The following is a 13,214-nucleotide window of genomic DNA, read 5'->3' on the forward strand; positions in this document are numbered from 1 at the left end:
GGGGTGATGTCCGTGGTTGATTTTCTTGAACAATTTGAATACTTTGAAAAGGACCGAACAGGGGAGATACCACAATCCAAATGGTGACGTACACAGCATAACCATGACAAGGCAAGCCGGACGACCGCTTGCCTTTTTCATTTTTTGAGAAGAGCGACAACTATGAGCTTGAACGACCAAATCAACAGCGACCTCAAGGCAGCGATGAAATCGGGGGACAAACCCCGTCTCGATACGCTTCGATTGTTGCGCGCGTCGATGATCGATCTGACAAAAAGGGGGGGCGACGCGGGTATCACACCGGATGAGGAACTCGCCGTCCTGATGGCTGCAATGAAGAAGCGGAAGGAAGCAATCGAGGTCTACGAAAAAGCAGGCAGATTGGAGCTGGCTCAGCAGGAACGAATCGAGCTTGACATCATCTCTTCGTATCTTCCGAAGCAGCTTACAGCCGAAGAGGCAGCCGGCATCATCCAGCGGATCATCAACGAGACCGGCGCAAGTTCGGCGAAAGAGTTCGGAAAGGTCATGCCGCTGGCCATGAAGGAGCTGAAAGGCAAGTTGGACGGAAAACTCGTACAGGAGCTGGTGAAAGCAAAACTGGGGGGCTGACCATGATTATTGACGTAGTTCTGCTGCTGCCTTGGGTGGCTTTTGGTGCGCTCGGATTTCGGGATGCATCGGCGCGAAAACTCGTTGCGATTGTTATGGCAATCGCGGGAATGTTCCTCGGACAGTGGCTCATGCATGATGTCGGGATGATCTTCCGTGAACAGCTTCATGTTCAACCCGAGAACGCTCCCATGACCGCCTTCCTTTTCATTTTCACCTTCACCATGTTCCTCCAGTCAATACTGTACCGCTTTCTTACAGGAAACTACAAATTTGGCGGCATCATCGATCGTATCATTGGCGTCCCCCTTGGCCTGGTTGAGGGTGCGATTGTGATCAGCGTGATGATTTTCATTCTCACGCTCAACGGCCCTCCGTCGCGCAAGACCATCTGGGATTCACGCCTGTATCATACGGCAGCTTCCATCGCTCCTCGCATTCTGGACATGTTTTCGACCGCTGTGACATCCGCGAACGAAACCATGCGCGATGTGACGGGCGCGGGCACGAAAGACCTCGATTCCCTCAAGAAAAGCGACGTCGAGTCGCTTGTCTCTCCTGAGGCCGCAAAAATAGATTCCACACTTCGCTCGCAGCGGCGGTGAGGACTGAGATCCCCTCATGGCTGAATTCTCAACTGCCCTCCTCAAACTCGAATTCGATAGAATACTCGATCGCCTTCAGCAGCTGACGGCCTCAGATCCCGGGCGCGCGCTCGCGGCACGTGTTGTGCCGATGATTGACGCGTCTCTCGTTCGTCAGTCCTTGAACAGAGTCTCTGAGGCGAAAGGAATTCTCATTGTCGAAGGGATGGCCCCGCTCGATGGCATAAAGAACGTGGTCACCGCACTCAAGCATGCGGGGATTGAGAACCATATTCTCAGCAGCCGTGAACTCCTCGACATTGCCTCAACCCTTCGTGCCTCACGAACGCTCTCGCTGTTCATCGCGAAACGGCACACCGAGTGCCCGCTCCTCGGAGAACTCGCAGCTGACCTGTTTGCCGACAAGGTTGTTGAATACAACATCACCGAGTGCATTGACGAAGAGGGTCGTATGCGCGATTCCGCCAGCAAGGACCTCCGCCGCATTCGACAGGACATGATCTCCACAGCGGAGACTCTGCGCAAGCGGCTCTCATCGATCTTGAAGCGCGTCTCTGAAAAAGACTTCCTTCAGGAGGAGATCATCACGACCCGCGACGGGAGAATGGTGGTGCCGGTGAAAACGGAGCACAAGAACCATGTTCCCGGCTTCATTCATTCGAGCTCCGCGAGCGGAGCTACTGTCTTCATCGAACCTGCCGAAACGCTGGATCTCAACAACTCGTTGACAGAGCTGCAACTGAGCGAGCAGCGCGAGATCGGCCGCATCCTTGGCATGCTGACTGCTCAGGTCCGTGAGATTCGCCCACAGCTTGAGCCATCACTCGCCGTGCTTGCAGTGCTCGACCTGATTTTTGCCAAAGCGAAGTACTCTATCGAAGTCCAGGGCAATCCGCCTGCAATTTCTGATGAGAGCCGTATCCGACTGTTTCAAGCCCGTCATCCCGTTCTTTTGCAGCGCCACAAACGGGAGGAGGTCGTGCCGCTCGACCTTGAACTCGGTGGCGACATACGGACGCTCGTGATCACCGGGCCCAACGCAGGGGGGAAGAGTGTTGCGATGAAGAGCATAGGACTTCTCGCAGCCTGCGCACAATCTGGATTGCATATCCCCGCAGCGCCAGAATCCGAACTCTGTGTTTTTCACAGCATGTTCGTCGACATCGGTGACGAGCAATCGATAGAAAACGATCTCAGCACCTACAGCTCACATCTTCTCCGAATGCGGGACATTCTCGTTGGAGCGGACGAAAGAAGTCTGGTGCTTGTCGACGAGATCGGAGCTGGGACGGACCCCGCAGAGGGAGGCGCACTGGCTGCTTCCATCCTCACGGAGCTCACGAAGAAAGGATCAATCACTGTAGCGACCACACATCATGGGATGTTGAAGGCTTTCGCCCACGAGACTGATGGAGTTTCCAACGCGTCCATGGAGTTCGATCAGGAAACCCTGACGCCGACATATCGCTTCCGGTTCGGGATTCCAGGAAGCAGCTACGCCCTCGAGCTTGCGAAACGTCTCGACCTCCCCATTTCTGTGGTTAACCTGGCGCGCGAATTCGTTGGAGATCAGAAAATCAAGCTTGAGAACCTGATCACCGAACTGGAAAAGCAGTCGCAGGAGTATCGGGCGCAGGTACAACAGGTTTCATCGGAACGCGACCGGCTCAACGGGCTGGTCGGGGCCTACGAGAAGAAGACCAAGGACCTTCGCACGGAACTGCAATCGATGAAGAAGCAGGCCCTCGATGAGGCCAAGGAAATCGTCGGCGGAGCCCAGTCGCTTATCGAGCGGGCCGTGAAAGAAATCCGGGAATCTTCCGCGGAAAAGACTGTTGTCCAGTCTGCGCGCGAGAGTGTCCAGCAGATGAAAAGGAAGATTGAGGAATTGACGGTCGAAGAGCCGCGTGCAGTCTCACAAGAGTTTCAGATCGGCGATGCTGTGCGGGCGAAAGATGCTTCGCAAGAAGGAGAAATCGTCGAACTAAAGCCTCCGTTTGCGACCGTGCTCATTGGAACTACAAAGTTGAAAGTTCGAATCGACACGTTGCAGCGGGTCAAATCCACGCAAGCCACTGCATCGACGGAATCGGGACATTCCCTTTACACGCCGGAGGGCAAAAACGAAATCGATCTACGGGGAATGCTCGGCGATGAGGCTATTGCCCACGTGGAGCGGTTCCTCGACGATGCCTTGGTCGCCGGATTACATCGGGTGGACATCATACACGGAAAAGGGACAGGCGCTCTTCGGAAGCGGATAGGCGAGTTTCTGAAAACGTGCCCGCACATCAAGGCCTACCGGCTCGGAGAGTGGAATGAGGGAGGCTCAGGTGTCACAGTCGTAGAACTCGAATGACAAACAAACGCCCCATACAGCGCCTCCTCATCGCAAACCGGGGAGAAATCGCCCTTCGGGTCATCCGCGCCTGCAAGGAATTGGATATTACGTCGGTCTCCGTCTTTTCCGACATTGATCGGAAATCCTTGCATGTGCTTCTTGCGGATGAAGCCTACCCTCTGGGAGGATCCACACCCCGGGAAGGTTATCTCCATCAATCGAGGATCATCGAGGTCGCCAGGAATTCGGGAGTCGATGCCATACACCCCGGTTATGGTTTTCTGGCGGAAAACCCCGACTTCGCTGATGCGGTTCGGTCTGCGGGATTGATCTTTATTGGACCATCGGGAGCGGCCATTCGAATGCTGGGGGACAAAACCAGTGCCCGCAAGATGGCTCGTCGGCTGGGAATACCGACCATCAGCGGGACTGTCGAGCCGATTCTTGATGTGAGCGAAGCTTCAAGGCTTGCTCAGACCCTTGGATTCCCAATTCTCCTCAAAGCAGCGGCGGGCGGAGGCGGAAAAGGGATGCGTGTTGTTCGTTCGGATAGTGAGTTTGAATCCGCTTTTCGGATGGCCCAGTCAGAAGCGAAAGGGGCATTCGGTGACGACCGCGTCTATATGGAAAAGTATCTCGATGGTCCACGCCACATCGAAATGCAGATCCTGGCAGACGAGCACGGCAATGTAGTATATCTGGGTGAACGCGAATGCTCCATCCAGCGCCGTCACCAGAAAGTGATCGAGGAATCCCCTTCGACAGTCGTAACTGACGAACTCCGAACGCAGCTGGGATCAGCTGCCGTCGGTTTGGCTAAAGCAGCGGGCTATTCCAACGCGGGCACCATGGAGTTCTTGCTTGATTCCGAAGGTCATTTCTATTTCCTTGAAATGAATACCCGACTTCAGGTCGAGCACCCGGTGACCGAAGAAATCACGGGAATAGACCTCGTAATACAGCAAATAAGAATAGCAGAAGGTGAACCGCTGTCCGTCCGGCAGGATGAAATCAGAAGAGTAGGGCATTCGATCGAATGCCGCATCTGCGCGGAGGATCCGGCGGAGAATTTCATGCCCTCCACCGGAAAACTCACCCGGTACCGGTTGCCGGAAGGGCGAATCCGCGTTGAAAACGGCTTTCGGCAGGGAGACGAAGTCTCTGTGTTCTATGATTCCCTGATGGCGAAGGTCGTTTCCTGGGGAGAGACAAGGGATGACGCCATCAGATCGATGCGAAGAGCACTTTCAGATTTTTCAATCGGGGGAGTCAAGACCACTATTCCGTTCTGCTTGCATGTGTTGAAATCTAAGGCTTTCCTCGAGGGAAAGGCTGATACTTCTTTTGTGGAAAAGCACTTTGACCCATCTGATCTCATGCGCTCTGCGAAGGATCAACGGAGGGCTGCAGCGATTGCCGCGGTGCTAATCTTGCAGCGTGAGAAATCGCACCGCTCCGGTCTGACAGTTGTGATCGGAGAATCAAACCGATGGAAGGCGAGCAGGGGGGAGGCTCACCGCTGATGTCAGAGACATTCACGGCTACCGTAGAGGGGACGAGCTACCAGATCCGCAGCGAATCGGAGCATAAGGTTATTGTGGATGGATCTGTTCATGAATGTAATTTCGTTGCGCTGGATGATCGATCCTATTCGCTTGTTCTGGACGGAAAGACATATCTCGTTGACCAATTAGCAGCTCGTTCGGTTGAAGAGGAGAGGAAAAGCGACAGTGGCGACCCTGGCAACACGGTTGGCATAGGGATCTGCGGGAAATCGTACATCGCACGAGTCGATGACCAGCGCTCTCTGCTACTCCGGTCACTCTTGGTAGAACCACCGGCCCCTGTGGGTCCGAAGGTCATCAAAGCACCGATGCCTGGTCTGATATCACGGATTGAAGTACAGATTGGTGAGGAAGTGACCTCTGGCAAAGGACTTCTCGTGCTTGAAGCGATGAAGATGGAGAATGAAATTCGTTCGGTCAAGCACGGACGCGTACAACTCATTCACGTCACGATAGGGACGGTTGTCGAAAAGGACGACCCGCTGGTTACTGTCGAAGAGCTCTAAGGCATTTTTCCTAATTGCATTCGTTACAACAACAAATACCACTCGGATAAATCGACCTATGAAGGACTTGGAACCGGCTGTCAATCTCGCCCTGGCTCTTGAACATGGACTTACTGAAGACGAATACGGGATGATCCTCAAAATCCTTGGTCGGACTCCCACATATACTGAACTTGGCATATACAGCGTGATGTGGAGCGAGCACTGCAGCTACAAGAACTCGATTGCAGTCCTAAAGACACTCCCACGCAGCGGAGCCAGGCTTCTCGTAAGCGCTGGAGAAGAAAACGCGGGCCTGGTTGATATCGGGGATGACCTAGCAGTCGCTTTCAAAATAGAAAGCCACAATCATCCTTCGGCTGTCGAACCGTACCAGGGAGCCGCTACGGGCGTGGGCGGAATTCTCCGCGACATCTTCACGATGGGAGCTCGACCAATAGCAGCTCTGAACTCACTAAGGTTCGGAGAACTCACGAACGATCGTGTCCGATATCTCTTCAAGGGAGTTGTGAAGGGCATCGGAGATTACGGTAATAGCTTTGGTGTTCCAACCGTTGCTGGTGAAGTGTACTTCGATCCATCGTACGCATCCAATCCGCTCGTTAATGCCATGGCAGTTGGAATCGTTCGGCACGGCGATGTGGCCAAGGCCATTGCGAAAGGGGCTGGCAACCTGGTGATGATTGTCGGGTCGTCGACAGGAAGAGACGGAATTCATGGCGCGACCTTCGCTTCGGAGGAAATCTCGGAGAAATCAGAGGCGAAACGTCCATCTGTCCAGGTTGGGGATCCATTCACAGAGAAACTGCTGCTTGAGGCCACGCTTGAAGCGATACAAGCGGGATTGATCGTAGGTATCCAGGACATGGGAGCTGCCGGGCTGACATGTTCCAGCATGGAGATGAGCGCCAAGGGGAACAGCGGCATGGAGATCAACCTCGACGTGGTGCCCTTGAGAGAAGAAAGCATGACAAGCTACGAGATCATGCTCTCAGAGTCTCAGGAGAGGATGCTCCTGGTGGTTAAGCCGGAAGATGAAGCGGCGACTAAGAAGATATTTGAGAAGTGGGACTTACATGCGGTCGTTATAGGGACCGTGATAGACCAAGACCGCGTGCGGATTTTCCACCATGGCGAGCTGAAGGCGGACGTACCTGCTGAAACCCTGGTACTAGGCGGCGGAGCGCCAGTGTACACGCGTGAGGCAAAGGAACCTGAATATCTTGCAGGCGTGAGGGCTTTTGATGTTTCGTCGATTCCTCAGCCGAAAAACTACAACGAAGTCCTTCTGCGCCTGCTTTCTTCGTCGACGGTAGCATCGAAGCAGTGGGTCTTCGACCAGTACGATTCAATGGTGCGTACAAATAGCATACCAGCGAGCTTTGATGCGGCCATAGTACGTATCAAGGGAACAAAGAAGGCGCTCGCGTTAAAGACCGACTGCAATGGAAGATACGTGTACTTGAATCCCAAGCGCGGCGCTCAAATCGCCGTGGCTGAATCAGCTCGAAATGTCGCTTGCACAGGTGCGCTGCCCGTAGCGATTACGAACTGCCTTAACTTCGGCAATCCGTACGATCCTGAGGTGTTCTGGCAGTTCAAGGAGGCTGCTGCTGGAATCAAGGACGCGTGCATCATCCTTGACACGCCCGTTACTGGCGGCAACGTGAGTTTCTACAACGAAAGCCCTGACGCTGCCGTGCTCCCGACTCCGGTGATCGGAATGCTCGGAGTCCTTGACGACGTCGACAAGGCCGTTCCGTCGTCGTTTCAGACTCCAGGAGATTCAATTCTGCTACTGGGGCAAGAACTCGGAGAGATTGGTGGATCAGAGTATCTGTTCCAACAGACGGGCAAAGTGCTTGGCGATGCACCACTTATCGACCTGCAGGCTGAGAAATCACTTCAGGCACTTTGTATCTCCCTGGCAGCCAAATGCTTGATTGAATCGGCACACGATTGCGCGGAAGGCGGTCTCGCTGTTGCCGCGGCTGAAGCGCTGTTTGGAAGCAGCAATGGCCTGGGGGCCACGATGTCATATCCGAGACCCGAGCTTCGTCCGGACTTCAGCCTTTTTGGTGAGACGCAGTCCCGAATACTTGTGACAGTCCGAAGGGAGAAACTCGAATTGGCGTTGGGCGAGGCGCTGAAGCAAAACGTTCCGGCCAAAGTCATCGGGGAAGTCACCAAGAATCAGGAGTTGAGGATCGGAGCAGAAATCGCGTTGCGTGTGGAAACAGCGGAGGAAGCTTACAGGTGTGCGATCCCTAAGGCGATGGGAGAGAAGTGATTCTAATGCATTGGTTTGTCTTTGTTCGCGTGTTCATGATTGACTTTACATAATACATATTATATAACAAGAGGGAAAGCGAGAACATCACCGTTAGGTGCCAGCGGGACAAGCGCTCTTCAGAAGCCTCAACTCCTTTCCGCTCGCCTCCACATCAAACCGCATCAGCGGACTCGGCGCAGGACCAGAAAGATTGATTCCATCAAGATCAAACCGACTATCGTGACAATTGCATGCAAACTCAGGTTTATCAGCCGATTGCTCAAACCGTATCGAACATCCCATATGCGTACAGACGCCGCTCACAGCGTGAAACGTGCCATCCGCAGATCGCGCAACGATAACCCTCTCACTTCCGAACGACACCAGTCGGCTCGACGATACCCTGAAATCTTCCACTGAACCGAGCGTCACTGCTTCCAAACCACTCTCACTGTTGCGTGGTGTCCATCGACGAGCCAAAGCGTAGCCGACTGGTGCCAGGACCAGGGCAAGCCATCCGGCAATCGTTTCCCTCAGGAATACTCTTCGTGTCCAGGTCATCTGGCCGACAATTCATTCAAGTTAAAAGAATACCGATCCCTATAGGTCAATAGTACCTGTATAGACTATTGCGGCCGGTCCAGCAAGCCGAACTTGACTGATTAACCCAGCCTTGTCGTCGAATGCGATCCTAAGCGGCATGTCGCTCTTCGGAATGACTTCTATCGGCGACTTGATGTTCCACAGACGAGCAGCAACGATTGCTGAAGCAATCGAGCCGGTCCCACATGCTAATGTCTCGTCTTCGACTCCACGCTCGTAAGTTCGAATTTTTATGGAGTTACGTCCAGCCCGCTCAATAAAATTCACATTGGTCCCAGTTGGAGAGAAATGAGCATCGAAGCGCAACTTCCGTCCCACACCCAACACATCAACATCACCGAGTTGAACCTTTTCTGGCAGACTCTCCACCGGCACCACTACGTGCGGTGATCCAGTGTCAACAAAGTTCACCTTCAATTCGCCGGATCCGAACAGGATTGCATCCCCGATCCTGATGCTGCGAGGGTCCTTCATACTCAGGACGACCTCATTCTTCCCGATCTTCGCCCCATAAACGTGGTCTAGTGCCTCAAATTCGTGTTGCCTGGCAGCGATCTTGTTCCTAAAGGCAAACCATGCGATACATCGCCCCCCATTTCCGCACATTCCCCCGTAACTGCCATCAGCGTTGTAGTACATCATTTTGTAGCCCGCACGCCGGCTTTTCTCCAGAAGAAGCACCCCATCAGCCCCTATTCCCCATCTCCGGTCACAAAGAACCTTGGCTGCTTTTGCACCAGCTTTTATCCGCTTTGAGCGATTGTCAATGACCACAAAATCATTCCCCGCACCGGTCATTTTCGCAAAATCCATGCGCATACGATTGTCCTTCAATGTAATCTACCGGACAAATTACAACAATTAGGCAAAATTGCAAATGCCGGGGATTGCAGGATGCCAGGATTTCGGGCGGGTTTCAGTACACTGACGGGGATCTCATTCCAGCGTGAGGATTCTCTCTACTCGGCCTCTCGATCGTAAGCGTGGTGTTTGATGATCTTCGCGTTCACCAGGAAGATTACGTCCTCCGCAATGTTGGTGGCGTGGTCGGCGAGACGCTCGATGTGCCTTGAGACGATCATAAGGTGTGATGCCGGAGCGATGTTCTCCGGCGACTCCTTCATTCTTGCTATCATCGCAGAGAATATCTCGCGATCGAAGCAGTCGACGACGTCGTCCGACGTCAGAACCATCTTTGCCAGCTCCGGGTCATTGTTCACGAACGAATCGATCGCGTGTTTCACCATTTCGCGGGCCGCGTCTGCCATTTGCCGCAGCGGCGTGGCCTTGACAAAGTTCGAATATGGCATCAACGCAGAAACGCGTTCCCCTAAATTTGCCGCGATGTCTCCGATCCGCTCCAGCTCATTGTTGATCTTCAGGGCCGCCATCAAGAGCCGCAGGTCGATCGCGACGGGTTGGGACAATGCGAAAATAGCCATGCATCGTTGATCGATCGCAATGTCGAATTCATCCACCTTCTTGTCTCGTTCAATGACGAGGTTGGCAAGTGAGACGTCAGCTTCGGTAATTGCTTTGACGGCATAGTCTATCTGCTCTTCCACGAGGCTCCCCATGCGAATAAGCATGGTTCGAAGTTGATCCAGCTCCTGTTCATAATGTCTCGTCAATGTCTGCTCCCTTCAATGTGATCTCTGTTCCCGTCAGTCGACATCCTGTGGCTCGACACATCAAGCGATTACCCGAATCTTCCGGTGATGTAGTCTTCAGTCTGCTTGATCGATGGATTCGTGAAGATCAGCTTCGTATCGTCGTATTCAATAAGTTCCCCAAGATAGAAGAACGCCGTCCGGTCACTGACACGGGCCGCTTGCTGCATATTGTGAGTCACAATGACGATCGTGTACTTCTCTTTGAGCTCATAAATGAGTTCTTCTATTTTCGCGGTCGCAATGGGATCCAAAGCGCTCGCCGGCTCGTCCATCAGAAGCACTTCGGGATCAACCGCGAGGGCTCGCGCTATGCAGAGACGCTGCTGCTGCCCACCCGACAAGGCCAACCCGCTTTTGCCGAGATCATCTTTCACCTCATCCCACAAGGCAGCCTGCTTCAGGCTCCTTTCAACTGTCTCGTCGAGCGTTTTCTTGTCGTGAACGCTGTTGATTCGTGGACCATATGCGACATTATCGTAAATTGATTTTGGGAAGGGATTCGACTTCTGGAAGATCATTCCGACCTTCTTCCGCAATTCCACAACATCGACATCATCCCGATAAACGTCCACGTCATCGACAATTACTTCACCCGTCGTTCGAACCCCGTCGATCAAGTCGTTCATGCGATTCAACGATCGCAGGAATGTCGATTTGCCGCAGCCCGAAGGACCTATCAAGGCGGTTACCTGATTCGTCTTGATGTCCATGGAGATTTCCTTCAGAGCCAGCTTGGGCCCATAGGAAAGTGAGAGCTTCTTTGTTTTTATCTTGTAACCATTGTTGTTCATAGAATCTGAGAGCTCCCCATTACCGGTTCGTGCGAGTGCGAATTCTGTATCGCAGGAAGATCGCCGAGAAATTCAACGTAAATGTCAATACCAGCAGCACGAGGGTCGTTGCGTATTGGATCCCCCTTGTGGCCTCGACATCAGGCGATTGCGTCGACATGATATACACGTGGTAGCCGAGTTCCATAAATTGATCCGTCAACGCTCCCGGAAGATGAGGAAGGAAATACGCCGCACCTGTAAAGAGAATGGGGGCTACCTCCCCCGCCCCGCGGCTGACTGCAAGTATCCCGCCCGTAAGAATTCCTGTGATTGAATTTGGGAGCACGACTTTCCAGATGGTTTCCAGTTTCGTCGCACCCAGCGCGAGACTAGCCTCACGGAGTTCCCGGGGAACAGCTTTGATCGCTTCCTCGACGGACACGATAACGACGGGCAGCGTAAGCAGCGCCATCGTGAGGCTTGCCCATAGGATGTTCGGTTGCCCCCATTTTAATTGAGATCCGCCGCTCAGGACGTTATCCATTCCCGTACCTACAAATTGTATGAAGAAACCGAGTCCGAAAAGTCCGAAAACAATTGCCGGAACACCCGCAAGCGTGTTCACAGCAAATCGGATTGTCCTGGCGAGGAGCGAGCGGTGGCTTGCATATTCACTCAGATAGATAGCCGTGATGGTCCCTATCGGAACGCCCGCAACCGACATGATGACAACGAGCAGGAATGTTCCGACGATCGCCGGATAGATGCCACCTTCTGTCATTCCCCCTTTCGGACTCGTCGACAGGAATTCCCAGCTGAGCGTGCTCCATCCACCGGCGATGATATCGATCATCACAAGAAGGACGATCACCACGATGGAGAACGCACACAATCCGGTCAGGAAAGGTATCGAGAGGCCGAGGAATTTGCGCTTCAGAGTTCTCATTGGCCCTCAAACCTCTTCATCAACTTCTGACGGATGAAAAGCTCTGCAATAGCATTGAGGCAAAAGGTAAATAGGAACAGTACCGTACCGATAAAGAACAGGACGGTGTAGTGGGTGTCGCCAAAAACAACTTCTCCCATTTCGGCTCCAATCGTGGCCGACATGGTTCGGACCGGTTCAAACAAATCTCCTGACAACATCGACGCATTGCCGGTTGCCATGAGGACGATCATCGTTTCGCCGAAGGCGCGGCCTATCCCGAGCAAGATGCCAGCAAAAATCCCCGGAGACGCTGCCGGGAGAACAACGAACAGAGCCGTCTGCCATTTCGACGCTCCAAGAGCCAGGCTGGCTTCGGTCATAACTTTCGGAACACGGGAAAGCGAATCCTCTGTGATCGTGTAGATAATCGGTATGACGGCAAGCGAGAGCGCTATGCCGCCCACGAATGCGTTGAGACGGTACTGGAATCCGAAAGTCTTCTGAAGAAACGTTGCCATTGCAATGAGCGCGAAGAAGCCGATAACTACGGAAGGAATTCCTGCGAGAACCTCAATGGCCGGTTTCAGGATTTCTTTGGACCATTTCGGTGCAAATGCAGCAGTGAACAAAGCTGCCAGAATGGCGATGGGTGCAGCGAACAAGAGAGCAACAGTTGTGACTTTCAGGCTTCCGACCACAAGCGGCAGCATCCCGTACTTTGGTGCGGACGACACCGGCTGCCAGTTCTTCCCCGTGAGATTCGACGCTGACGCGCCCTTGTCTTCAAGGCTCTCGACAGACGCTTTTCTCTGGTCTACCTGTTTTTGCAGTTCAGACGCGGATGATTCATCTCCGTAGGATTCTTGCGGGGCCTGTTTCGCCTCCACCGATGTCTTCGCTGATGTGGAAGAGAAGATCGGCAGGGATTCGCGAAACACGAAAATAAATATCAGCGTGATGAAGGCGAAGGAAAGAAACGAAATCGCAGTGATGGATTTCTCGATCAGAAATTCACCGAGCCGAAACCTCTTCTTCCACCAGAGCTTCGTAGATTGGGTATTCTTCGATCTAGGAGGAATCGGCGGGTCGATTGCATTGGACGTAGCTGCCGGTTGCTGTGGCTGCGTATCGATCTTTGTCGACAAACGGGGAAACTGCATCAAGGTCAGATGTTGATTGTGCAAATGTAGAATAGTGATTCAATATATGGATTTCGTATTATTCGCCTATTATGGGGATGTTACCGAATTGTTAAGCCCTCCCGGGACTCACAGCACAATGAAACAGATGCGCCGGCTACGAAATACCATAGCCGGCGCCGTGATCTAACCGCACC

The 13,214-nt window shown here is 53.2% G+C and carries 12 protein-coding genes; 6 read left to right on the plus strand and 6 right to left on the minus strand.

The annotated features are described in order from the left end of the window. The first annotated feature begins 162 nt into the window (after nt 1-162). From NTU47_18055 to purL, 6 genes are read left to right on the plus strand one after another with little or no spacing between them, the layout of a single operon-like run. On the plus strand, nt 163-612 hold the full coding sequence (locus tag NTU47_18055) for a GatB/YqeY domain-containing protein (GenBank protein MCX6135713.1): 450 nt from the start codon (nt 163-165) through the stop codon (nt 610-612). A 2-nt stretch (nt 613-614) separates the two neighbouring features. Continuing rightward, on the plus strand, nt 615-1,217 hold the full coding sequence (locus tag NTU47_18060) for a CvpA family protein (protein ID MCX6135714.1): 603 nt from the start codon (nt 615-617) through the stop codon (nt 1,215-1,217). Between the two features lie 16 nt (nt 1,218-1,233). Beyond that, entirely contained in the window at nt 1,234-3,576 is a 2,343-nt protein-coding gene (locus NTU47_18065) for an endonuclease MutS2 (protein ID MCX6135715.1), read from the plus strand. Further along, the gene (locus NTU47_18070) at nt 3,573-5,081 is read left to right on the plus strand and encodes an acetyl-CoA carboxylase biotin carboxylase subunit (GenBank protein MCX6135716.1); all 1,509 of its coding nucleotides are present in this window, start codon (nt 3,573-3,575) and stop codon (nt 5,079-5,081) included. Before NTU47_18065 ends, NTU47_18070 begins: the two co-directional genes overlap by 4 nt. Further along, nucleotides 5,081-5,629, plus strand: coding sequence for a hypothetical protein (locus tag NTU47_18075; protein ID MCX6135717.1), 549 nt, complete (start codon nt 5,081-5,083; stop codon nt 5,627-5,629). The genes NTU47_18070 and NTU47_18075 overlap by 1 nt, the downstream gene beginning before the upstream one ends. A 58-nt stretch (nt 5,630-5,687) precedes the next feature. After that, nucleotides 5,688-7,919 (plus strand): phosphoribosylformylglycinamidine synthase subunit PurL, encoded by a 2,232-nt coding sequence (gene purL / locus NTU47_18080; protein MCX6135718.1) that lies wholly within the window; start codon nt 5,688-5,690, stop codon nt 7,917-7,919. A 93-nt stretch (nt 7,920-8,012) separates the two neighbouring features. Here purL and NTU47_18085 read toward each other — a convergent pair whose 3' ends face one another. The 6 genes from NTU47_18085 to pstC all read right to left on the minus strand — a co-directional run bounded on the left by NTU47_18085 (nt 8,013) and on the right by pstC (nt 13,023). Beyond that, the gene (locus tag NTU47_18085) at nt 8,013-8,462 is read right to left on the minus strand and encodes a Rieske (2Fe-2S) protein (GenBank protein ID MCX6135719.1); all 450 of its coding nucleotides are present in this window, start codon (nt 8,460-8,462) and stop codon (nt 8,013-8,015) included. Nucleotides 8,463-8,501: 39 nt separating this feature from the next. Then, entirely contained in the window at nt 8,502-9,317 is an 816-nt protein-coding gene (gene dapF / locus NTU47_18090; protein MCX6135720.1) for a diaminopimelate epimerase, read from the minus strand. Nucleotides 9,318-9,463: 146 nt separating this feature from the next. Further along, entirely contained in the window at nt 9,464-10,135 is a 672-nt protein-coding gene (gene phoU / locus NTU47_18095; GenBank protein ID MCX6135721.1) for a phosphate signaling complex protein PhoU, read from the minus strand. Between the two features lie 68 nt (nt 10,136-10,203). Then, the gene (gene pstB / locus NTU47_18100) at nt 10,204-10,968 is read right to left on the minus strand and encodes a phosphate ABC transporter ATP-binding protein PstB (protein MCX6135722.1); all 765 of its coding nucleotides are present in this window, start codon (nt 10,966-10,968) and stop codon (nt 10,204-10,206) included. A 19-nt stretch (nt 10,969-10,987) separates the two neighbouring features. Beyond that, a complete protein-coding gene (gene pstA / locus NTU47_18105; GenBank protein ID MCX6135723.1) occupies nt 10,988-11,896 on the minus strand; it encodes a phosphate ABC transporter permease PstA in 909 nt (302 codons plus the stop codon). Then, complete coding sequence (gene pstC, locus NTU47_18110) at nt 11,893-13,023, minus strand: phosphate ABC transporter permease subunit PstC (protein MCX6135724.1); 1,131 nt, start codon at nt 13,021-13,023, stop codon at nt 11,893-11,895. Before pstC ends, pstA begins: the two co-directional genes overlap by 4 nt. Between the last annotated feature and the right edge of the window lie 191 nt (nt 13,024-13,214).

Source organism: Ignavibacteriales bacterium (genome assembly GCA_026390595.1).
Taxonomy (GTDB): domain Bacteria; phylum Bacteroidota; class Ignavibacteria; order UBA10030; family UBA10030; genus UBA9647.